General features: G+C 70.5%; 21 protein-coding genes and 1 pseudogene. 14 read left to right on the plus strand and 8 right to left on the minus strand.

Translation table 11 applies throughout. The annotated features are described in order from the left end of the window. Positions 1-108: 108 nt before the first annotated feature. Positions 109-801: an ArsR/SmtB family transcription factor gene (locus tag AF1_RS14795; protein WP_067798334.1), complete on the minus strand. Its 693-nt coding sequence runs from the start codon at positions 799-801 to the stop codon at positions 109-111. Between the two features lie 89 nt (positions 802-890). On the opposite strand from AF1_RS14795, the gene AF1_RS14800 reads away from it, so the two are divergent. Together AF1_RS14800 and AF1_RS14805 are read left to right on the plus strand one after the other, a co-directional pair. Next, complete coding sequence (locus tag AF1_RS14800; protein WP_131732851.1) at positions 891-1133, plus strand: hypothetical protein; 243 nt, start codon at positions 891-893, stop codon at positions 1131-1133. Continuing rightward, positions 1130-2494: an MFS transporter gene (locus AF1_RS14805; protein WP_084262902.1), complete on the plus strand. Its 1365-nt coding sequence runs from the start codon at positions 1130-1132 to the stop codon at positions 2492-2494. Before AF1_RS14800 ends, AF1_RS14805 begins: the two co-directional genes overlap by 4 nt. A gap of 172 nt (positions 2495-2666) precedes the next feature. Here AF1_RS14805 and AF1_RS14810 read toward each other — a convergent pair whose 3' ends face one another. Further along, positions 2667-2927 (minus strand): hypothetical protein, encoded by a 261-nt coding sequence (locus AF1_RS14810; protein WP_067798340.1) that lies wholly within the window; start codon positions 2925-2927, stop codon positions 2667-2669. A 240-nt stretch (positions 2928-3167) separates the two neighbouring features. Here AF1_RS14810 and AF1_RS14815 point away from each other — a divergent pair, with 240 nt between their 5' ends. From AF1_RS14815 to AF1_RS14825, 5 genes are all read left to right on the plus strand, one after another. Next, complete coding sequence (locus tag AF1_RS14815; protein ID WP_067798386.1) at positions 3168-4100, plus strand: NAD-dependent epimerase/dehydratase family protein; 933 nt, start codon at positions 3168-3170, stop codon at positions 4098-4100. Next, entirely contained in the window at positions 4097-5020 is a 924-nt protein-coding gene (locus AF1_RS14820; protein WP_067798343.1) for an RNA polymerase sigma-70 factor, read from the plus strand. Before AF1_RS14815 ends, AF1_RS14820 begins: the two co-directional genes overlap by 4 nt. A gap of 319 nt (positions 5021-5339) precedes the next feature. After that, positions 5340-5564 carry a hypothetical protein gene (locus AF1_RS34375; RefSeq protein WP_131732850.1) on the plus strand — a complete coding sequence of 75 codons (225 nt, stop codon included), beginning with the start codon at positions 5340-5342 and terminating at the stop codon, positions 5562-5564. Next, positions 5561-5737: a hypothetical protein gene (locus AF1_RS35830; protein ID WP_207394148.1), complete on the plus strand. Its 177-nt coding sequence runs from the start codon at positions 5561-5563 to the stop codon at positions 5735-5737. Before AF1_RS34375 ends, AF1_RS35830 begins: the two co-directional genes overlap by 4 nt. A gap of 378 nt (positions 5738-6115) precedes the next feature. Beyond that, positions 6116-7645, plus strand: coding sequence for a carboxylesterase/lipase family protein (locus AF1_RS14825; protein ID WP_067798346.1), 1530 nt, complete (start codon positions 6116-6118; stop codon positions 7643-7645). A 161-nt stretch (positions 7646-7806) separates the two neighbouring features. Here the strand turns inward: AF1_RS14825 and AF1_RS36350 are convergent. Then, positions 7807-8322: pseudogene (locus tag AF1_RS36350) on the minus strand (Tn3 family transposase). A 669-nt stretch (positions 8323-8991) separates the two neighbouring features. Here AF1_RS36350 and AF1_RS14835 point away from each other — a divergent pair. Continuing rightward, the gene (locus tag AF1_RS14835; RefSeq protein ID WP_067798352.1) at positions 8992-10245 is read left to right on the plus strand and encodes a serine hydrolase domain-containing protein; all 1254 of its coding nucleotides are present in this window, start codon (positions 8992-8994) and stop codon (positions 10243-10245) included. 236 nt (positions 10246-10481) lie between these two features. Here the strand turns inward: AF1_RS14835 and AF1_RS14840 are convergent, their stop codons facing one another. Together AF1_RS14840 and AF1_RS14845 are read right to left on the minus strand one after the other, a co-directional pair. Further along, entirely contained in the window at positions 10482-11570 is a 1089-nt protein-coding gene (locus tag AF1_RS14840; protein ID WP_084262904.1) for a sensor histidine kinase, read from the minus strand. Beyond that, positions 11563-12258: a response regulator transcription factor gene (locus AF1_RS14845; protein ID WP_067798358.1), complete on the minus strand. Its 696-nt coding sequence runs from the start codon at positions 12256-12258 to the stop codon at positions 11563-11565. Before AF1_RS14845 ends, AF1_RS14840 begins: the two co-directional genes overlap by 8 nt. A 351-nt stretch (positions 12259-12609) precedes the next feature. Between AF1_RS14845 and AF1_RS36355 the strand changes: the two genes are divergently transcribed. The 4 genes from AF1_RS36355 (at position 12610) to AF1_RS14865 (ending at position 15727) form a co-directional block, all read left to right on the plus strand. Then, complete coding sequence (locus AF1_RS36355) at positions 12610-13032, plus strand: M15 family metallopeptidase (RefSeq protein WP_242608948.1); 423 nt, start codon at positions 12610-12612, stop codon at positions 13030-13032. After that, on the plus strand, positions 13029-14135 hold the full coding sequence (locus tag AF1_RS14855; protein ID WP_242608947.1) for an endonuclease/exonuclease/phosphatase family protein: 1107 nt from the start codon (positions 13029-13031) through the stop codon (positions 14133-14135). Before AF1_RS36355 ends, AF1_RS14855 begins: the two co-directional genes overlap by 4 nt. Positions 14136-14735: 600 nt before the next feature. Continuing rightward, positions 14736-15110, plus strand: coding sequence for a serine integrase family protein (locus AF1_RS35845; protein WP_207394146.1), 375 nt, complete (start codon positions 14736-14738; stop codon positions 15108-15110). Positions 15111-15448: 338 nt separating this feature from the next. Continuing rightward, a complete protein-coding gene (locus AF1_RS14865) occupies positions 15449-15727 on the plus strand; it encodes a hypothetical protein (protein ID WP_067798364.1) in 279 nt (92 codons plus the stop codon). Here the strand turns inward: AF1_RS14865 and AF1_RS14870 are convergent. Next, the gene (locus tag AF1_RS14870; RefSeq protein ID WP_067798367.1) at positions 15708-16439 is read right to left on the minus strand and encodes a dienelactone hydrolase family protein; all 732 of its coding nucleotides are present in this window, start codon (positions 16437-16439) and stop codon (positions 15708-15710) included. The genes AF1_RS14865 and AF1_RS14870 overlap by 20 nt on opposite strands. Before the next feature lie 639 nt (positions 16440-17078). Then, on the minus strand, positions 17079-18233 hold the full coding sequence (locus AF1_RS14875) for a coiled-coil domain-containing protein (RefSeq protein WP_067798370.1): 1155 nt from the start codon (positions 18231-18233) through the stop codon (positions 17079-17081). Between the two features lie 119 nt (positions 18234-18352). On the opposite strand from AF1_RS14875, the gene AF1_RS14880 reads away from it, so the two are divergent. Next, the gene (locus AF1_RS14880) at positions 18353-19369 is read left to right on the plus strand and encodes a tyrosine-type recombinase/integrase (protein WP_242608946.1); all 1017 of its coding nucleotides are present in this window, start codon (positions 18353-18355) and stop codon (positions 19367-19369) included. A gap of 568 nt (positions 19370-19937) precedes the next feature. Further along, entirely contained in the window at positions 19938-20387 is a 450-nt protein-coding gene (locus AF1_RS34385; RefSeq protein WP_157419199.1) for a hypothetical protein, read from the plus strand. A gap of 204 nt (positions 20388-20591) precedes the next feature. Here AF1_RS34385 and sigJ read toward each other — a convergent pair whose 3' ends face one another. Next, positions 20592-21467: an RNA polymerase sigma factor SigJ gene (sigJ, locus tag AF1_RS14885; protein ID WP_067798372.1), complete on the minus strand. Its 876-nt coding sequence runs from the start codon at positions 21465-21467 to the stop codon at positions 20592-20594. Positions 21468-21625: the final 158 nt, after the last annotated feature.

Raw genomic sequence — 21625 nt, forward strand, 5'->3', positions numbered from 1 at the left:
CCGGAGCGGCGGCACGGTTTGCAACCGCCTGGCAGAGACCTCGCGGGACCTCCAAGCAATTCCTCTGGCCTGGGCCGACACCAATGCGTGCCCCTGGCGACAGCAGTCTCATCGACACCCCGGTTCCACGGCGTCGACGGGCAGGTCGGCCAAACGCCACTCCAGCATGCCGTCGCTGAGGCGGACGGCCCGGTGGCCGCGGCCGGTCAGCAGCCGTACCGCGTCGTAGGCCAGCACGCAGTACTCGCCGCGGCAGTACACCACGATCTCGGTGTCGGCGGGCAGTTCGCTGATCCGGTTGGCCAGCTCGCCGACCGGGATCGAGACGGCGCCGGGGATGTGGCCGGCCCGGTACTCCTCCTCCGGCCGCACGTCCAGCACCAGAACCTCCCCGGCCGCCACGGCCCCGCCCCGCACGCGGGCGCTCAGCTCGTCCCGGGTGACCTCCGCCGCGCCGTCCCGGCCGAGATAGGCGTCCAGGGCGGCGGGGACGGTGGCCTGGTGGGTCTCGGCGACCTTGCGCAGCAGCGCCAGGAGCCGGGCAACGTCGTCGCCGGCGAGCCGGTAGTGGATGCGCACCCCCTCGCGGCGGGTGGCCACGAACCCGGCCTGCTTGAGCGTCTGCAGGTGCGCCGAGGCGGTCGTCAGGTTCAGCCCGGCCGCCCGGGCGAGCGCGTCGACGGTGCGCTCGCCCTGGGCCAGCAGGTCCAGCAACTCCAGCCGTTTACCGCTCGCAAGCGCCTTGCCCGCGGCCGCGAACGCCTCGTACAGGTGCGCCTTGGCCAGGGATTGGGTCTCCATCCGCTATCCTCCATAGATCCATGGAATATTGTAATAGATGGTTTCAGTGCGCGGCATCGCACACCCCGCACCGATCCTGGAGGAACACCGTGGGCTTTGCCGACGATCATTTGCTGCCGCTGGCCGATGAGGGGCCGGGCAACAACTCCCGCCTGGTCGATCCGGGGGACGGCCACGCCCTGCCCGTGGACGCCGGGCAGGTCAAGGCGCTGCTCGCCGACGGTGATTCCCAGGCCACCACCCCGTTCGTCACCCGCGGCCACGGCGAGCGCGCCATGACCGCCGCCCACGGCCGGCGCCCGGAGCAGGGCCTCCCGGGAGGCACCCGATGAGCACCACCGCAAAGACGCCGGCCGGCAGGACCGTACGGCTGGGGCTGCGCGAGAACTGGCCGCAGTTCACGCTGCTGGTCATCGTGAACATCGCCGTGGGCGGCCTGGTCGGACTGGAGCGCACCACCGTCCCGCTGATCGGCGCCGACGTCTTCGGCCTGACCAGCGACCTGGTGGTGTTCTCGTTCATCATCGCCTTCGGGGTGACCAAGGCGCTGACCAACCTGGCCGCCGGGGCGCTGACCGCCCGCTTCCGCCGCAAGCGGCTGCTGCTGGCGGGCTGGGTCATCGGCGTCCCGGTGCCGTTCGTGCTGGCGTGGGCGCCGTCCTGGGGCTGGATCGTCGCCGCCAACGTGCTGCTGGGCATCAACCAGGGACTGACCTGGTCGATGACCGTCAACATGAAGATCGATCTGGTCGGGCCCGCCCGCCGCGGCCTGGCCACCGGCCTGAACGAGGCGGCCGGCTACGTCTCGGTCGGCGCCACCGCCCTGATCACCGGCTACCTGGCCACCAGGTACGGCCTGCGGCCCGCCCCCGAGCTCATCGGCGTGGTGTTCGTGGCCGCCGGGCTGGTCCTGTCGTTGATCGTGCGTGACACCGCCGGGCATGTCGCACTGGAACTGGCCCAGCATCCCAGGCCCGCCACCACCGGTGACAGAGCCGGCCTGGCCACCACGTTCGCGCGGACCTCCTGGCGGGACCGCTCCCTGCGCGGCACCAGCCAGGCCGGGCTGGTCAACAACCTCAACGACGGTCTGACCTGGGGTGTCTATCCGCTGCTGTTCACCGACCATGGTCTCGGCCTGGCCGCCGTCGGCCTGATCAAGGGCCTCTACCCGCTGCTGTGGGGCCTCGGCCAGATTCCCACCGGGCACCTGGCCGACCGCATCGGCCGCAAACCCCTCATCGTGACCGGGATGCTCGTCCAGGCCGCGGGACTCGTCCTCGCCCTGGTGCTGCTGGACTGGCCGCTGGCGGCGGGCATCCTGTCGGCCATCGCCCTCGGGATCGGCACCGCCATGGTCTACCCGGCCCTGATCGCCGCCGTCTCCGACCACGCCCACCCCAGTTGGCGCGCCAACGCCCTGGGCACCTACCGGTTCTGGCGCGACATCGGCTACGCCGCCGGCGCCCTGGTCGCCGGCGTCCTGGCCGACACCCTTGGCCTCAACGCCACCGTCCTCGCCGCCGCCGCCCTGACCGCCGGCTCCGGTCTGCTCGCCGCCCGCTGGATCACCGAACACCACACCATCGTGTCCCGCAGAACCACCCCCGCCCCTGAACGTCACGACCACCGCACCGCGGGCGCAGCCCGACGGCCACCCGCCCAGCCCGTGCGGCGCCCGGATCGGGGCTGAGGAACATCTCTGCGAGAGGTACCGGTGAAACTGGGGGCGGCCCGGTGGGGTGCCGGCGAATTCGACTTGGTGAAGCGTGAGCCGACCGTCCGCGCCCGCCGCGGCGCCGGGCCGCCTCGTCGCGGCGCCGGTCCGCCGACAGGGCAAGGGCCAGATCGAGGATCGTGCAGCATCAGGGCTCCCTGTCGGCGCGCAGCTGATCGCGATCGCCGAGGTAGTCGTGCAGAAGCCGGGCCAGGGTCGCCGGATCGCCCTGAGCCTCGGCCGCCTGACGCCTCATCTCGGCGAGGGCCTCCTCGGCCTCGGCCACTAGCAGTTCCAGACCCGCCTCGCGCGGCTCATCCAGCGTCGAGAAGTAGTAAGTGGTGGCCCCCAGCGGGACGTCGGCGCGCTCAGCGATCCGACGGTGGGTGATATCGCCGCCGCCTTCCACCAGCAGGTCGGCCGCGGCCCGGATGATCGCCCGGCGGCGGGCCTGCGGATCACGTCGGCCGCGGGTGGTGGCGGGCGGTTCGGAGCGGCGGATGAGGCGGGCAGCGCTTGCGTTCTAGCCGGTCAGCGCCCTCAGTTCGGCGGTGCTCTCCTGATTGTTCTTCCCTCCCATGTCACAGGCGGCGGGGCTGTCTTGTCTCGGGTGGCGAAGGCGGACGCTTACGTCGGGAAGGTGATGGTCATGCGGGTGTTCGTGGCAGGCGGGAGCGGGGTCCTGGGACAGCGGTTGGTGCCGCAGCTCATGGCCCGGGGGCATCAGGTGACGGCCACCACCACGAGCCGGGCGAAGCTGGACCTGCTGGAGCGGTTCGGTGCGGACGGTGTGGTGATGGACGGGCTGGACGCGGCGTCGGTCGGCGAGGCGATGGCCAGGGCCCGGCCGGAGGTGGTCGTGCACCAGATGACCGCGATCTCCATGGCGCACGCCGGCAAGCCCGACATCAAGCATCCGGACCGCTGGTTCGCCAGGACCAACCGGCTGCGCACCGAGGGCACCGACCACCTGCTGGCCGCGGCCGAGGCGACCGGCGTCTCTCATTTCGTCGCGCAGGGGTACGCCTCCTGGAACGGCATCCGCGAGGGCGGATGGGTGAAGACCGAGGAGGACCCGCTGGACCTGCTCGAGGGGACGGCCGCGAACGTGGGGCTGAAGGCGTTGCGGCATGTGGAGGACGTGGTCCTCAAGGCCGGCGGCGCGGTGCTGCGCTACGGCGCGTTCTACGGGCCGGGCGCCATCGACGACCAGGTCGAGCTGGTGCGCAAGCGGCGGTACCCGCTGGTGGGCCGGGGCACCGGCCACAGCTCGTGGATCCATCTGGACGACGCGGCGAGCGCGACGGTGCTGGCGGTGGAGCGGAAGGTGCGGGGGGTGTTCAACATCGTCGATGACGAACCGGCCCCGGCGAGCGAGTGGCTGCCCCACCTGGCGAAGTGCGCGGGAGCGAAGCGTCCGCTGCGGGTCCCGGTGTGGCTGGCCCGGCTGCTGGCCGGGGATCAGGCGGTGGTGATGATGACTGAGGGGCGCGGCTTCTCCAACGCCAAGGCCAAGCGGGAGCTCGGCTGGCAGCCGCGGTACCCGTCGTGGCGGCAGGGTTTCAAGGAGGAGCTGGCGTGACCCGGGCCGAGGAGTTCGAGGAGCTGCGGCCGCTGCTGTTCTCGATCGCCTACCGGATCCTGGGCAGCGTGACCGAGGCCGAGGACGCGGTGCAGGAGTCCTGGCTGCGCTACGAGGCGTCCCCGACCCAGCCCGTGTCGACCAAGGCGTTCCTGGCGGCCGTGGTCACCCGGATCTCGATCAACGTCCTGCGCTCGGCCCGCGTCCGGCGGGAAGAGTACGTCGGCCCGTGGTTCCCCGAGCCGCTGCTCACCGACCCTTACCAGGACCCGGAGCGCTCGGCCGAACTCGCCGACTCGGTGTCGATGGCGGCGTTGCTGCTGCTGGAGCGGCTCAGCCCGCTTGAGCGCGCGGTGTTCGTCCTGCGGGAGGTGTTCGGGTTCGGCTTCCCCGAGGTCGCCTCGGCCGTCGGCCGGTCGGAGGCGGCGTGCCGCCAGCTCGCGGTGCGGGCGCGCCGCCACATGGACGCGGGCCGGCCCCGGTTCGAGGCCGACCGGAGAGAACGCGAGGAACTCGCGACGCGGTTCTTCGACGCGTTCACCGAAGGCGACCTCGACGGACTCCGGAAACTGCTCGCCGCCGACGTGCAGATCGTCGCCGACAGCGGCGGCAAAGCTCCGCAGTGGGCGAGGGGAATCTTCGGTGCCGGCAACGTGGCCCGGGTACTCGCCACGCTCCTCCCGCCATTCGTCCAGATCGGCGGCGTCGTGGAGCCGCGCCAGGTGAACGGCCAGCCGGGGGCGATCTTCCGTGACCGCGACGGCAAGGTCATCAACACCTGGACGCTCGACATCCTCGACGGGCAGGTCCAGGCCATCCGGACGGTGAGCAACCCCGACAAGCTCGCCCACGTGGGCCCGGTCGCGGACGCCTGGACGATCCTGCGCGAAACGCAGCAGGCTCGCCGAAGATCGGACTGACCGCGAGCCGATTGCACTGCGACCCCCGTGGTGCCGGGTGCAACGGGCAGGTAAGGAAGACCCGGCGAGAGCAACCACGCCACGTCGAGCTCCCATTCGCCGTCATGGCCCCAGGAGGCGTGCCGTCCATGGCGCGCCCTTCACACAAGACGGCCCTGAACTCCCAACCCAGACACCAGCGCAAGTCTGCGAGATCGTGCGTCAAGCCCCTGCCGCTCCTGGTCAGCCGGCGGCAAGGGTGGAGCTCGGGAACGATCTTGAGGTCTTGGCGCGGACAACGGCCTGCGGCGGAGGCCGTCGGGCGGTGCACGAAGAGGGCTTGTTGCTTGTGGCAGCGGTCAACATCTGGAACGCCCGGCCGGCGGCGGTGGGTTCGTGGCTGGCATGGTGCCGGGACCGCGACCATGACGCCCCGGCGGTGCCGGTGTGGGCGAGGCGGCCGCCGGCGCCGGTGTTCTGGGAGGCCGGGACGGCCCGGCTGCTGAAGAGCCGGGCACGGGGCCGGTGTTTTGCACCCATCGCCGTCCCGGCCCGGGGAAGGTGACCGGCCCGCGCGACGTGTGCCCGGACACCGGGCTGGTCCGCCTGTCGTACGGGCGGGCCCGCGCCCTGCTGGACGGCCACACCGTGCTCGGTGGGCCGGGCACCGGCTGGGACCTGCACGAGTTCGGGCATTCGGCGCTGACGCACCTGGGCGAGGGCGGGGCAGCCTGCTGATGCTGATGGCCAAGCCGCGGCACCGCAAACCCGAAAACGTGCGCCGCTACTTCCACCTCTCGCCCGAGGCCACCGCCGAGCTGACCGGGTTACACGCACCGGGCGACACCCGGCGCTGACCCCGGGCAGGGACCACCCGGAAGCCAGCGATCCGCGCCATGCTGATCACGGCGAGTATTCGCGCTTAGCCGGCACGGGGGCGTGAGGCTCTGCCCGTGAGCACAGGATTCCTGGTGCGGCCCGAAGAGCAGCGCTGGTCTGAGCATGCCGAGGCCGCTCTCCGCGCTGTCGTGCCAGTCCTGCCCCCTAAATGGTTTGCCCGCGGATGGCGCGCACCGGAATGCTCTGCCGAACAGGAACGGAAAGGAAACCCGCAAAGTGGCCGTCACCGCGTCCAGCAAGCCATCCGGGTCCGAGCCGGAAGTCCGCACGGCGGCCGGCGTCCTCCGTGGCGGCCGGGAGGCGGGCCTGGCGGTCTTCCGCGGCATCCCGTTCGCCGAGCCGCCGGTCGACGCCCTCCGGTTCGCCGCGCCGCAGCCGGTGCGCAGCTGGGATGGTGTGCGCCCGGCGGTCGCGTACGGCCCGCCGCCACCGCAGTCCGGCATGCTCGGGGCGGCCCAGGACACCGCCGGCGACGACTGGTTGACGATCAACGTGTGGACACCGGATCCGGGTCCGGCGGCGGGGCTCCCGGTATTGGTGTGGATCCCCGGCGGCGGTTACGTCGCGGGCGACTCCAGCCTCCCGGAATATGACGCCGGGCGCCTGGCCGGGAGCGGAGCCGTGGTCGTGACCCTCAACTACCGTCTCGGTATCGAGGGTTTCGCGCAGATCGACGGAGCCCCGGCCAACCGGGGGCTGCTCGACCAGGTCGCGGCCTTGCAGTGGGTGCGGAACAACATCCGGGTGTTCGGCGGCGACCCGGACCGGGTCACGGTCTTCGGGCAGTCGGCTGGCGGCGGATCGGTCGCCGCGCTGCTCGCCATGCCGCGCGCCGCGGGGCTCTTCCGCCGGGCGGTCGCGCAGAGCGTGCCGGGGACGTTCTTCTCCCCGGGGCTGGCCGCCGACATCGCCGCCGCCTGCGCCGCCGAGCTGGGGGTACGGCCCACGGTGTCCGGCCTGTCGGCGGTGGCCCCGGCCCGGCTGCCCGCCGCAGGCGATGCGATCTCCGCCAAGATGGTCCGATGGCGGGAGCGCTGGGGGCAGATCACACACCGGCCGATCCCGTTCGCACCGGTTGTCGACGGTGACGTCCTGCCGGCCACCCCTTGGCAGGCGCTGGCCGACGGCGCCGCCCGGGACGTCGCACTTCTCGTCGGGCACGCTCGTGACGAGCACCGGTTGTTCAGCCTGATCGACGGTGTGCTCGGCCAGGTCACGCACGAGCAGACCAAGACCGCTCTGCACCTGCTCGCCCCCGGCCCGGACGGCGCGCGCCGGTACCGGGAGGCATTCCCGGCCGCGGCCGATGAGGAGCTGTACGAACTGGTCAACGCGGACTGGCTGTTCCGCATGCCGAGCCTCCACCTCGCCGACGCGCAGATCGCCGGCGGTGGCCAGGCCCACCTCTACGAACTGACCTGGCCCGCCCCGGGATTGGGCGGTGGCCTCGGCGCCTGTCACGGCCTGGACGTGCCGCTCGTCTTCGGCAACCTGAGCAGCGGACAGCCTGCCATGTTGATCGGCGACCCGCCCTCCCCGGCGGCGGAGGAGTTGTCCGCGCAGATCCGCAGAGCGTGGACGGCGTTCGCCGCGCACGGCGACCCGGGCTGGCCTCCGTATGACACCGACCACCGCCTCGCACAGCTCTTTGACACGCCGTCGATGACCACCGCCTACCCCGAAGAGACCTCGCGGCTGCTGTGGCAGGACCACACCTTCCCGGCGCTCCCACTGCTCGCCCGGTAGCGGCCATCAGCGGGCCGAGCGCAACCGTTCCCAGTTCGTGGCCCGCGGCTCGTCGTGCTGCGGGCCGGGCCGACCGACCGCGGCCGGCCCCGACAGCCGTGGGCGCTACGGGGCGGGGTTCAGCGACGGAGCCCTCCGGGCATCTCCGGAAGCTGGAGGGACTAGCGGCCCATCATGTTGATGTGGTGCCGCACGAGCGGCGACAGCCAGGCCACGTCCTCGTCGCGGGCGGCGAAACCGTCTGCGCGGGGCTGGGTGAGGGCGGCGTCCATGTAGCGGGTGTTGAACGGCACGACCGCGTTGAGGACGAGGCCGAGCGCGCCGATCTGGTCTTCTATGCCCTGCTAGTAGTTCTGGTGCAGCCGTCCGTTCTTGCCGTGGAAGACCCTGCGGGCCAGGGCGTGGCGGCCTTCTTGCAGGTTGGCCTGGGCCTTGATCTGGTGGCGGTAGCCGGGCGCGTCGGCCATCCGCAGATGTGCAGGTACGTCTGATCCACGTGCGAGAGCCGGTCGCGGGCAGTGCCTCGGCCGAGCCGATGACCGGGTGTAGCCGATGTTGCAGCCGTGCGCGATCGGCAGCGCGGCGATGGTGACGCGCAGGCCGGCCAGCCGCGCCTCGCCGCCGGTGATGGAGATGAAAGCAGCGTCGGCGCCGGTCCAGGCGAGCACTTCCAGCATCACCTCGGGTACTCCAGCTCGCCGTGTTCAGCCGAGGGGCGTGCAGCGCTCCCTCGACGAGTCCGCCTGGATGACCGAGGCGATCGGTGGACGCCCGCGGCCAGCCCGCCGTATGCGACGAGAGACGAGTCATCGACCGCCGCGATAGTCCGTGATCGTCACGAGTCGGTCGTGCCGGGGCGCGGTGCCTGTGTTCGGAAGGGCTGATCGCCGCGTGGACGTTTGCCAGCCGACTATGACCGGGCGGGACGGTCGATCGAGCGGCACCGGGCGCAGGTCCGTGAGGCGTTGGGGTTCCGTGAGTCCACCCGCGTCGACGAAGACGAGCTGATCGGGTGGCTGGCCACCACGATCTGCCCGGAAGTACTGACCGACGAGGGGCTACGGGCGGTGCTGCCGGCACGCTGCCGGACCAGGCGGATTGAGCCGCCGGGCCGGGTCGAGCGAATCGTGGGGCCGTGCGGAGGCGGTTCGAGCGCAAGTTCTGCGTCCAGGTGGTGGCCCGGTTGTCAGCCGAGTCCACCGCAGTTCCTTGATGCCCGGGAATCGGGGCGTATCGCGGGCGTATCGAAAATCGCATACGCCACCGCAACAGTCTTGCGTCTTCAGTGGAGGCATGGACCACAACGCATCAACGGTCAGTTCGCCGATCGGGAAAGGACCGTGATCATGGACTCGGATTCCGTACGTGGTGTCGACCGGCGGCGGCTGCTCGGGTGGGGCGGGTTGGCGGCCGCCGGCGCGGTGGCGGCCGGCGCACCGCTGGTGGGCGCCCAGCCCGGCCACGCCGATCCGGCCCCGACCGACCCGATCCCGCCGGACACCCGGCCCGGCGGAGCCTACGACCGGTACGTGGCGGAGCTGGCCGCGGAGGGCAGGTTCTCCGGCGTGGTGCTGCTGTCGCACCGGGGCCGGACAGTGCTGTCGCGCAGCTACGGCATGGCCGACAAGGAGAAGGGGATCCGCAACAGCGAGGGCGTCGCGTTCAGCCTCAGCTCGGCGGGCAAGCCGTTCGGCGCGGTGGCCATCTTGCAGCTGGCACAGCAGGGCAAGGTGAGGCTGTCGGACACGGTGGGCACCTACCTGAAGGGCTTCACCAAGGAGATCGCCGGGCAGGTGACCATCCACCACCTGCTCTCCGGCACCTCCGGGCTGAACACCCCGGATGAGGATGTGCAACGCATCTTCCAGAGCCGGGAGGAGGTGCACGAGTACTACGAGCAGTGGGCCCGGCAGTCGAAGCTGGTGGCGCCCCCCGGCACACCCACCACGTGGCACGCCGGCGCCGAGGTCGCCATCCCCGCGCTGATCGTGGAGGCCGTGACCGGCACGACGTACTGGGACTACGTCGAAGAACACATCTTCGGGCGCTGCGGCATGACCGGTACGGCGTTCTACACCAGGCCGCAGTGGCTCACCGACAAGCACATCGCGCACCCGTACATGACGCTGGCCGACGGCAGCCAGGTGGACGCGGTCCGCAACCTGGACAAGGGCAGCCCGCACCCGTACGAACTGGGCAAGAACCCGGGCCGTAGCTTCATCGACGCCCCCGGGGACGGCGGCTTCGCCACCGCGCCGGATCTGGTCCGGTTCGCGCACGCACTGGGCGACGGCAGGGTGCTGGACCGGCCCTACGCCGAGTTGTTCACCGGAGCCAAGATCCCCCATGCCCCCCAGGTGAATGGCAGGGACGGCCGGGCAGCCCCCGCCGACGCGTCGTTCGGGGCCTACACGATGCCGGTCAGCCTCGTCAACGGCCAGTGGGTGTGGAGCCGCGCCGGCGCCACCCCCGGTGGCGGCGCCAACTGGACCATCTACCCGTACACCGGCTGGGTCGGCGTCATCCTCGCCAACTGCGACGGCGTGCCACTGCAGGAGATCATCGAGCGGGAGATCCAGGCCGTCACCGGCCACGGCTGACGCGCGGCCACCGCCCGCCGGCACGAAGAGAAGGGATCCCCTGTGCGTGCCCGGCACGCCGGGCACGCACAGGGCGCCATCGGCCGGCGCCGACCGCCGGCGTCGCAGACCCCAGCCGGTCGCCGGTCTCGCATGACTGGTCATTTATGCGAACGAACACCGTCACCATCGTCACGCACAGCTACATGGCGGCTGAGGGCACGTTCGGGAGTGGGACGCCCTATCGGTGTGCGGGCCTATCCGGGTAGTTCCACGGTGATGCGGATCCCGCCCGCAGAGCGCGGGGCGAGGGTGAGTGTTCCGTCGTGTGCGTGGGTGATGGTTTTGACGATTGCCAGGCCGAGGCCGACGCCTGCGTGGTCGGTGCGTATGCGTGCGGTGCCGCGCTGGAATGGTTCGGTGAGAGTCGAGACCAGCTGTGGGGTGAGCTTCTCGCCGGTGTTTTCGACCGTGAGCACCACCGTCTTGGGCCGGACGCTGGTATTGACCCGCACGGCGCCCTGTTCAGGCAGGTTGTGGACGATCGCGTTCTGCACGAGGTTCACGGTCAGCTGCAGCAGGAGCGCGTGTGAGCCGATGGTGGGGGTGATGTCGCCGCAGGTTTCGATGGTGACGCCACGCTTCTCGGCGAGGGGGAGGAGCGCTTCGGTGGCTTCTTCCGCTATGAGGGACAGGTCGACGTGTTCTCGGGTGAAGGACCGCTGGTCAGCGCGGCTGAGCAGGAGCAGTGCTTCAGTGAGGTCGATCGCTCGGGTGTTGACGGCGTGGAGGCGGTCGATGACTTCGCCGGTGTCGAGGTTCGGATCGGTGCGGGCCACGTCGAGAAGTGCCTTTGAGACCGCCAGCGGGGTCCGCAGTTCGTGGGAGGCGTTGGCCGCGAATCTCTGCTGTTCGGCGACGTGTGCTTCGAGCCGTGCGAGCATCGTGTCGAAGGCGTCGGCGAGTTCGCGGAACTCATCTTTGCGGCCTGGTAGCCGGATTCGGTGGGAGAGTGATCCGTTCGTGGCCATTCGTGTGGCGTCCGCGATTCGGGTCAGCGGGGCGAGCATCCGGCCGGCGAGGATCCACCCTCCCACGAGGCCGAACAGCAGCAGGAACGCCAGTACTGCGGCTGCCCTCGGAGCGAAAACGCGCAGGAGGCTGGACCGGATGGGAAAAACACCATTTAAGGGGGTGCCGGAGCGGATGAGAAGCGCGCGGTCGGGGACGTAACGCAGGAGGAACACCCACACCGCCGCGAGCAGCAGGACGCCGGCGAGCATGAGGAATCCGGCGTAGCTGAGGGTGAGTTTGAGGCGAACGCTCAACCCAGGCGCTCTATCCACGGTCTCCTCCCTCGTGTCCGGCCTCTGGTTGCGTGTCGATGCGGTAGCCGACGCCTGGCACGGTGGCGATGATCCAGGGTTCACCGAGCCGTTTGCGCAGTGCCGAGACGGTGATGCGCACGGCGTTGGTGAACGGATCGGCGTTCTCATCCCATGCCCGTTCCAGGAGTTCTTCGGCGCTGACCACACCGCCTTCGGCGGCGATGAGGACTTCGAGCACGGCGAACTGCTTCCTGGTCAGTGCGACGTAGCGGCCATCCCGGTAGACCTCTCTGCGGAACGGGTCCAGCCGCAGACCTGCGATCTCTCGCACCGGAGGCCTGTTGTGGGCACGTCTGCGGTCGAGCGCTCTGAGACGGAGCACGAGCTCTTGCAGTTCGAACGGTTTCGTGAGGTAGTCGTCGGCACCGAGTTCGAACCCGGTGGCCTTGTCGCCGAGACGGTCGGCAGCGGTGAGCATGAGGATGGGCATGCCGCTGCCGGAGGCGACGATGCGTTTGGCGATCTCGTCCCCGGACGCTCCGGGGACGTCGCGGTCGAGGACGGCGATGTCGTAGGCGTTGATGCTCAGCAGTTCCAGAGCGGTGTCGCCGTCACCTGCGATGTCGGCCGCGATCGCTTCCAGGCGTAGGCCATCGCGGATGGCTTCTGCCATGTAGGGCTCGTCCTCGACGATCAACACACGCATGCTCTCGATGCTACGAGCCGGCGCATATCGTCGGCATATCGAAAACCACATACGTGCCGGCAACACCACGCTGCCTTAACTGGCAGCATGACCAGAACCCCACCATCAGCGCGGACAACGACCCGCCGGATTCACTGGCTCGTTGTCGTCGGCCTGATAGTCGTCATAGCAGCGATCACGGCAACCCTCGGCTACCAGTCGCAGAATTCCTCGTCCTCCTCGCCCACACCACCCTTGAAGTCCTCCTCGCCCGCATCCCCCTCCTCACCCTCGGCCGCGTCACCCTCGAAGGCTCCTCGCAGTGAGCGCCGTGGTGCACTCAGCGAGGCTGACGGTGTCGTCCCCCACGGCGTGACGGTCTTCGATAACGCGATTCCGGCTGTGGCCAACCTCGATCCAGATCTGCTCAAGACCCTCCGCCAGGCTGCAACGGACGCCGCGGACGAGGGCGTCAAGTTCTACGTCAACAACGGCTGGCGTTCCCCGGACTACCAAAATCAGCTTCTTCGCGACGCGGTCTCCAAGTACGGGTCTGAAGACGAGGCCGCCCGATGGGTGGCCACCGCAGCGGCGTCTCCTCACGTGTCGGGAGACGCGGTCGACATCGGGCACTCCAATGCGACGGCATGGCTGTCCGAACATGGTGCCAAGTACGGGCTGTGCCAGATCTACAGGAACGAACCCTGGCACTACGAACTGCGCACCAATGTGATCGATCGTGGTTGCCCGCGTATGTATGCCGACCCCGCCAAGGACCCGAGGATGCAGAAGTGACCGGCAGTGAGCGAGGGCAGACGATGGCGCAGGTGGACACGGCGGAGACCGGACAGGGCGGCGCCGGCAGCCGTGATACCGGCTCCGGTACCTGGCGCGCGGGCATCCGGCGGGCGGTCCGCATCGGCTCCCGGCCGGGGCCCTGGAAGCGCGGCCTGGTCCTTGCGGCACTGGCGTTGCTGCTGGGCCTGCTCATGCTGCTGCACGCGAAGATCCCGAACCGGATCGGGAACCTCGGCAGTCTGGTGGAGACGTTCCTGCCGTGGTTCGGCCTGTTCATCCCGGTGCTGCTGGCCGGGGGGCTGTGGCGCCGCTCCGCCTCCGCGGTGGCCGCGCTGCTGCTGCCGGTCATGGTGTGGCTGAACCTCTTCGGCGGGCTGCTCGGCGACAAGTCCCACCCGGGCAGCGACCTCACCGTGGCCAGCCACAACGTCGGCGCCGACAACCCCGACCCGGCCGGCACCGCCCGCGACCTGGCCGCCTCCGGCGCGGACGTGCTGGCACTGGAGGAGCTGGCCCAGCAGGCCCGGGGCACGTACGAGAAGGAGCTGGCGAAGACGTACCCGTACCACACGGTGCAGGGCACGGTCGGGCTGTGGAGCAAGCTGCCGCTGTCGGACACCCAGCCGGTCGACATCAAGATCGACGCTGGGCCGCTGGGGGACACCAAGCCGGTCGAGATCAAGATGGGCTACGCTCGGGCGCTGCGCACCACGGTGGCCACGGACCACGGACCACTGGCGGTGTATGTGGCCCACCTGGGGTCCGCACGCGTGAATCCCAGGGCGGGCTTTTGGACGGCCCACCGTGACAGAGGCGCGCAGGCGCTCGGCAAGGCCATCGCCGCCGAGCAGAACGAGCGGGTGGTGCTGCTCGGCGACCTGAACGGCGCCATGGACGACCGCGCGTTCGCCGACATCACCTCGCAGCTGCGCTCGGCCCAGGACGCGGCCGGGGACGGCTTCGGCTTCAGTTGGCCGGCGAAGTTCCCGGTGGTGCGGATCGACCAGATCCTGGTCAGAGGCGTGGAGCCGGAGAGCTCGCGGGTGCTGCCGGCCACCGGCAGCGACCACCTGCCGGTGGCGGCCGGAATCAGCTGGTGAACACCGCGCCGCACCGCAACCGTAGCCCGCCCCGGCCTAAGCACCACAGAAGCTACTGGCGGGTCACCAGGCGCTTGGTCGGCCGCTCGTTGACGGCACCCCTCTACCCGCCACAGGGGGCCAGTGGAGCCGCTTCACGGAACACGCCTCGCGGGCCGGGTTTCCCAGGTGGTCGCTCGTGAAACAGGCGACCGTCCGGCGGTCCACCTGCGCTGCCCCTGCGGCCTCGCCGTGCCGCACCGCCCGCTTCCCGCCTGGTGCCTCAACTCGCCAAGGCTCTCAGCGTGCCGCCCCCGGCCGTGCGTAAGCCGGGCCCAGTGTGGACCGAGCTGCCTCGGCCCGCCGGCGCCGAGCCGGTCGGACCCGGCCGCCTCGGGTACGCCCGCGCCTCAACAGCCCGCCAGTCCTGGACGCACAACTGGGCTCCCTCGCCGAAGCCGGGGTCACCCGGGTCTTCGCCGAGAAGATCTCTGCCTGCACCGCAATGCGCCCCGAACTGGAGGCCGCCGTCAAGCTCGCCGGAGAGATCCGCTCCTCCGGCGTCGCCGTCGCCCTCGTCGTCCACGAACACGGCGCCTCAACTCACCATGCTCGCCGAGGATGAAGGCTGGCGACGCCGGCCCGGAATTCCTCACCGGGGAGTTGGAGGGCTCGCACGAGCCCTCCGGAATCGTGTTCGCCGTGCTCGCCGCGATGTCGGGCACGGAGCGCGAGTACATCCGCGACCGCACCCTCGAAGGCCACGAGAGCGCCCGCAAATGCGGCAAGACCATCGGAGGCGCCGGCATCGCCGACGAGTCCATGCTGTCCATGACCCTCCACTTACGCGAGCAGGAGATGAGCCTGCGCGATATCGCCGCCCGGCTCGTCATCAGCAAGAGTGCGAAGAAGGGCCAACACCCCTCGCCCGCGACCGTCATGCGGATGCTGCGTGAACACGACGAACAAGCCGCCGCCGAGCTGGCGAGCGCATGACCACTGTTACGAAGCCCCACGCCTACTTTGCGGCTGGTGGCTGGGGGAGGACTCCAGGGCCGACTTGGCCGCCGGAATGCCGGCCCTACTGGACGCCGATCGCCACGTCCGCAGCACCGTCAGTGTGATCGCCACTGTCGACAACCCCACCTTGTTCCAGTGGATCTGCCACGAAGCGCTCGCCAAGAACTGAACCGATTCGCCTCCACCCTGCCGAGACGCTACCGCAGCGGGTACGCCCCCTTGCGGCCCTCCACTCGGAAGCTGCGATGAGACCTCAAGTAGCCCTGCGTAGTAATCACTACGGCTTGTGACCAGCATTCGGTGTGGAATTTGGCGTGGTGCTCCGTGTTGCGCTTGGTTCGCAGACGGCCGCCTGCCCGGTGATCCGCAAGGTGCGGGCCGAGTGCCTCACGGCGTGGGCCCGGCTGATGGAGGTGCTGGTGGCCGGGCGCCGCCCCGCCCGGCCGATCGGGGCGGTTGTGCATCTGCCGGCCACCGCCATCGAGGAGGGCCGGGACCTGTCCTCGATGAGCGGCGTCCTGGCCGACACCGCCTACCGCCTGCTGCCGGCCTGGCAGCGGGGGTGGTCGGCGGTTAGCTCAGATGCCGGGTGAAGAACCGGGCCGCGGCGTCCCCCTCGAACTGCGGGACGCCGGTGTGCCCGCCCAGATTGGCGTGCAGCGTCTTCTCCCTGGTGCCGAAGGCGTCGAACAGGTCCAGGGCCGCCTGCCGGTCGTTCCCTTCGTCGTCCCACTGCAGCAGGACGTGCAGCGGAATGGTGATCTGGCGGGCCTCCTCGAACAGGGTGCGAGGCACGAAACTCCCGGCGAACAGAACGGCGGCCGAGATGCGCGGCTCGACCACCGCCAGCCGGATGCCGATGGAGATCACTCCCCCCGAGTACCCGACCGGGCCGCCGATCTCGGGCAGCGAAAGGAGGGCGTCCAGGGCGGCCTGCCATTCCGGGACCGCCTTTTCGACCAGCGGGAGGACGAGCCGGTCGACGATCTCCTCGTCGACCGGCTCGCCGGCCTCCAGCGCCCGGTGCAGGTCGGCGCGGGCCTGCTCGGCGGCGGCCGAGCGGGGCCGGTCACCGCTCCCGGGGAGCTCGATGGTGGCCGCGGCGAAGCCGTACTCCGCCGAATGCCGGGCCCGGGCCACCAGTCGGGGGCGCATCTTGTGCAGTCCGCCGGGGTGGCCGATCAGGATCAGCGGGGCCGGTGCGGGTGCGGATGCGGGTGTCCACAGGATGCCGGGGATCTCGCCGAGGATGAATTCGCGTTCGAGGACGCCGTCGTCGAGGCGCTGCTCGGAAGTGAATCGCATGGTCGTGCCTTTCGGGAGTGCTCTGAACGGCGCTCCCGGACGACCTATCGCCCGACCGTGACCCCGGAGGGGAGCACCCATGTCGATACTGCGTTCACGGGTACCACCTCCTCGTTCTCTGGCACGGCCTCCGGAAAGGTAGCAGCGGTCGCCGGGGTCCGCCAACAGGTTTTACGGAGGCTTCGTGGCCGGATGCCACGGAGCCGCTGCCTAAAGGCCAAGGCCGTGTAGTTAAGGGCTTCGGGCCTGTGACGTGATCGCAGCGTGGTGAAATCGGAACACTACGCAGAGCTCTGGGGTCTCATTGCAGCTTCCCGAGTGGAGGGCCCTTGCGGCGGAACACACCTGCTGATGACAGACGCCAGGGTGCGCGTACCGCCTTGCAAGAGGTGCGTGGCCGGGCTTGTTCGGGGAGGGGAGGAGGCTTCACCGGTGCCCCTGCAGCGTCGTCCGTGTCCTCCCGCTGCTCGTGCTCACACGCTCACCGGACACCAGATCGACCAACGGCTCCTGTCAGTCTTAAGCCCCGCAACCGCCGCACCGCAGGCGCAGCCCGACGGCCTTCCGTCCAGCCGGCGCCCGGATCCGGTAGCTGCCTGTTCCTCAGGGGCAGCTGGACGCGCGGGGTGGGGGTAAGGGTCAGGTCGCCGGTTTGGGGCGGGCGGCCAGTTCGGCGGTGACGGCGCGTTCGCGCTGGGCGGCGGCCTCGGCACGGGCGGCGTCGCGTTCGCGGGCCAACTCGGCGGAGCGGGTCTGCTCGGCGCGCAGGTCGAGGCGGGCGTCGGCGAGTTCGTCGCGGAGGCGTTCCAGGTCGGCTCGAAGCCGCCCGGCCTCGGCTTGGGCGATCTTCGCCCGTTCCTGCGCGACCTCGGCGTCCTGGCGGTACCGCTCGTTCTCGGACCTGGCCGCCTCCAGCGCGGTGAGCGCCTCATTGCGGGCGCGCTGGGCCACGTGGAGGCGGTGGTCGGCGCGTTCGCGTTCCTGTTCGGCGGCCCGGGCGCGCGCCTCCTCGGCCGCGCGGAGACGCTCGGTCTCCGCGCGGGCCTCTCTGTCCTGCGCGGCCTGCACGCTGGCCTGCTCGGCGTCGCGGCGGGCGGTGTCGGCGGCGCGTCCGGCCTCGGCGGCCCGCGACCGCGCGTCCTGAGCGTCCAGGCGGGCCTGCTCGGCCTCCGCGCGCGCTTCGGTGGACACCCGGTCGGCTTCCAGGCGGGCCTGGTGGACGATCTCATCGGCGTCGGCGCGTACCGCTGCGATCGTCTGTTCAGCCTCGTCCCGCGCGGCCCGCACGGCGGTTTCGGCTTCGGAGCGCGTGTGCTCGGCCTTCTCCAGAGCGTCGTCGCGTTCCCGTTCGGCCTGCTGGGCGCGCTGGCGGGCGGTGCGCGCGCGTTCGTGGGCCTTCTCCGCGGCCTGCTCGGCCTGCACGGCGCGCGCCTCGGCGTCCTCACGCTCGGCGAGCGCGGCGGCCACCGCCGCCTGCGCCTCGGCGTGGATGGCGCTGATCCGCGCCTCGACGCCTCGCGGTGACAGCTCCGAATCAAGGGCCTGCGCGAGCGGCGCGATGGCCGCCGCGAGGCCCTGCTCCATCCGTTCGTACAGGTCCTCGGCCCGCGCGAGGGCACCTTCCAGACCCGGCGTGCCGCGGCGCAGCTCACGTTCCCGTTTGGCGCGGGCCTGGCAGTCGCCCTCGTGGCAGTATTCGCGCGGCCGTCCGCGTCCCTCGCGCTGGGGGACGGGCCTGCCGCAGTAGCGGCAGGCGCGCTCGGCGGGCCGCACCGTCTCCTCACTCGTCGTCACACCTCCATCCTAGCTTTTCTAGATTTCTATTTCCAGAAAATAAGAATGTGCGGAAAACATGGAGCTCTGACTGACGACAATGTTCGTTCTCAGAAGCCAGCTACGTTAGGCTCCCGCGCATGGACGATCTCCAGCCGCGCGCCGCCGGCGTCCCTGTGCGCCCCATGGCGGACACGCGCAACCCCTACCTGGTCTACATCGCGGAACTGGAGAGTCCCCGGTCGCGGCGGGCGATGAGCGCGTGCCTGCATCGCCTGGCCGCGATGATCCATACGGCGTCGGGCCGCGAGCCCGGCGAAGCACCGGGGGAGCGGTTCCCGTGGGCGGAGCTGCGCGCCGAGCACACGGCGGGGCTGCGCGGCCTGATCGGCCGCCAGAACGTGGACGGCCCGGACGGCGAGCCGGTGCCCTGGTCGCCCGCCTACCGCAACCTGCACCTGTCGGCGCTGCGCGGTGTGCTGCGGACGGCATGGCGGCTGGGCGAGATGACGACCGACGACTACCAGCGGGCCGCGGCGGTGCGCAACTTCCGCGGGACGCGGCTGCCCACCGGCCGCAGCGTCCACGCCGCCGAGTTCGCCGCGCTGCTGCGCGCCTGCGCCGCGGATCGGTCTCCGGCGGGCGTCCGCGACGCCGCGCTCCTGGCCGTCCTCTACACCACCGGCGCGCGCCGTGCCGAAGTCGCCGCACTGCGCCGTGAGGACTACAACCCGGGCGAACGGTCCCTGCGGATCATCGGCAAGGGCGACAAGCAGCGGCTGGAGTACGTGCACGAGAGCGCGGCCGCACTGCTGGGCGCATGGCTGGCGCTCGATGACCGCCCATCCGGCCCGCTGTTCAAACCGGTGCACCGCTCGGGCGCGATCCAGCACCGTCCGATGACCGACGCCGCCGTCCGCAACGCGGTCGTCAAGCGCCGCAAGCAGGCGTCCCTGCCGCCGGTGACGCCGCACGACTTCCGCCGGACGTTCATCGGCGACCTGCTGGACCAGGGCGTCGACCTGGCGACGGTCCAGCATCTGGTCGGGCACGCCTCCCCGGCGACCACGGCCCGCTACGACCGGCGGCCCGAACGCCGCCGCCGCAACGCGGTCGACAAGCTGCCCTTCCCGGCCGTCGGTGACACATCCCCCTGACGGCTCCACGCCATGCCCCGGTGGACAGGTGCCACCAAGGACTAGGTCAAGGCCGCGTTGCAGCCGATGGAGGAACTCGTCCCGGCCGACGACGGCGCCGCAGAGGCGGCAATGCGCGCAGCGCTGGCGGACAAGCACAACACTGTGCCGCCGTTTTGAAGCTGCTGGACGAATCGCAGCCCCCTGGCCGCGACGGCGCTCCACGTTGGGGGTGTTCTGTAAGAGTGTTCCGCGAACTGTCCTGGTGACGGGGCTTCTCCGGAACACCGCAGGCTGTGAATGCCGTGGTCACCGAGTTCGAGGTGAACCTGGGCCACATGCGCACCCGCGAGGGCATGGCGCTGGCCGAAAGAACGGCAAACTCAGGGGCAAGCAGCCCAAGTTGCCCGAGCCGGTGCGGCGTTCCATTCGCCGCCGCTACGCCGAAGGTGAGGTGTCGCCGGCGGGCCTGACCACCGACTACAGCGTGGGCCGTTCACCATCCATCGCACCATCCACGGGCCGGCAGAGTTGAGGACCGGCGCGGTGCGCCCGCTGGAACCCCCCAGACCGGGGAGAGGACGTCGTGATGTCCAGTGAGCAGGGGGAAGGGCCGGAGTTCGGGTACGCGGTGGACGTGCGGCCGTTGTGGTCGGCCCGGGACTGGGCGGCCGAACAGGTCCGCGTCGTGCTGCGCGCCGCAGGTTGCGCGGAGTTCCCCGCCGGTGCCGGCTTCTCGGTGGAGAGCCACGACCTGCTCGTGGTGGGAATCTGCGATGACTTCACCAGACCCGCCCGGCCCCCTGGCCGCACGCAACCGGGCCGTCCAGATGCCGGCTACCGCACCGGACCCCATCCCGACGACGAGGAGTTGCTGGCGGTCTGGGCCCCAGCAGCGCAGACCCCTGTTGCACCGGTGCGAGGGGAGCGGGGACGACGCTGCGTCGAGTGGGGGAGACTCTGGCATCGGTGGAGTCGGCCGCTTCACGGCCCACCGCTGGCACGGGCGATGCGCCGACGGTCAGGCCCGAGCGCCTGACCAGGCCACAGATGCCCGGACCAGGACTGACACCGCTCAACATGGCTGGACCAGCTGGCAGCGATCATGGCGGTGCCGGGCGCGCGAAACCCGGCCCAGCTCGCCCGGTGCGACGTATTGATCCGCGGTGAGCTGCGCTCGTTCTGCGCTGACGGGGGAATCGACACCCGCCGGCTGGCCGGCCGTTCCACCGGCTGAACAGTGTCAACCCAATGTCCAGGGGTGGAGTTTCTCCGGGTTGCGTACGACCCAGATCTGCTTGATCCGGTCTCCCACGATCTCGAACGCGAACACGGTCACGGTGACGCCGTCTTGCTGGGCCACCAGACCGGGCTGGCCGTTGACCGTGCGTTGCAGGAGCGTCATGTTGCCCGGCATTCGGTTAGCGATTTCGGCCCAGCCGTGCGCGATCTGCTCGGCGCCCTTGATGGGGTCCAGGAAAGCCATGACGAGGCCGCCGCTATCGGCGATCGCCGTGGCGTCGGGGTCGAGTAGCCCGATCAGGGCATCGATGTCCTTGGCCTCCCACGCCGCTTTGAAGGCCCGGACGACGCCGGCCTGCTGGACCATGGGAGTCACGGGAGCCTGCGAGGCGTGGATGCGACGGCGGGCCGAGGATGCCAGCTTGCGACATGCCGCCGGGGTACGGCCGGTGATGTCGGCCACCTCCGCGAAGGAGTAGCGGAAGACATCGTGAAGGATGAACGCCACGCGCTCGGCCGGGGTCATCGATTCGAGCACGACGAGGAAGGCCATGTTGACCGACTCGTCCAGAGTGACCCGGTCGGCCGGGTCGGCCGGCCGTCCGGTGACCCACTCCGCGGGTTCGGGCAGCGGCTCGGGAATCCATTCGCCCACATAATGCTCCCGGCGGGCCCGTGCCGAATTGAGCAAGTTGAGACAGATACGGCTGGCCACCGTGGTCAGCCACGCGCCGGGGGACGCAATGGCGTCCCGCTGCTGGCGGGACATGGCGTACCAGCGAGCGTAGGTCTCCTGGACGGCATCCTCGGCCTCGGCCAGCGAGCCGAGCAGCCGGTAGGCGAGATTGATCAGCTGCCGCCGCTCACTGATGATCATGCTGAGGGTTGGATCGGACCGGCCGTGTCCTGGCCTGGTTGGTCATGGGCGTCGCCAGCCCTCCTCGGTCTCATCTGCCTTCACCACTTCGACAAGACACCGCACCGGAATGTGAGGTCGGCGCCCCGCCTCACATTCCGCGGGGCGATCTTGTCGTA

The sequence above is a fragment of the Actinomadura formosensis NBRC 14204 genome (assembly GCF_001552155.1).
Classification (GTDB): Bacteria; Actinomycetota; Actinomycetes; order Streptosporangiales; family Streptosporangiaceae; genus Spirillospora; species Spirillospora formosensis.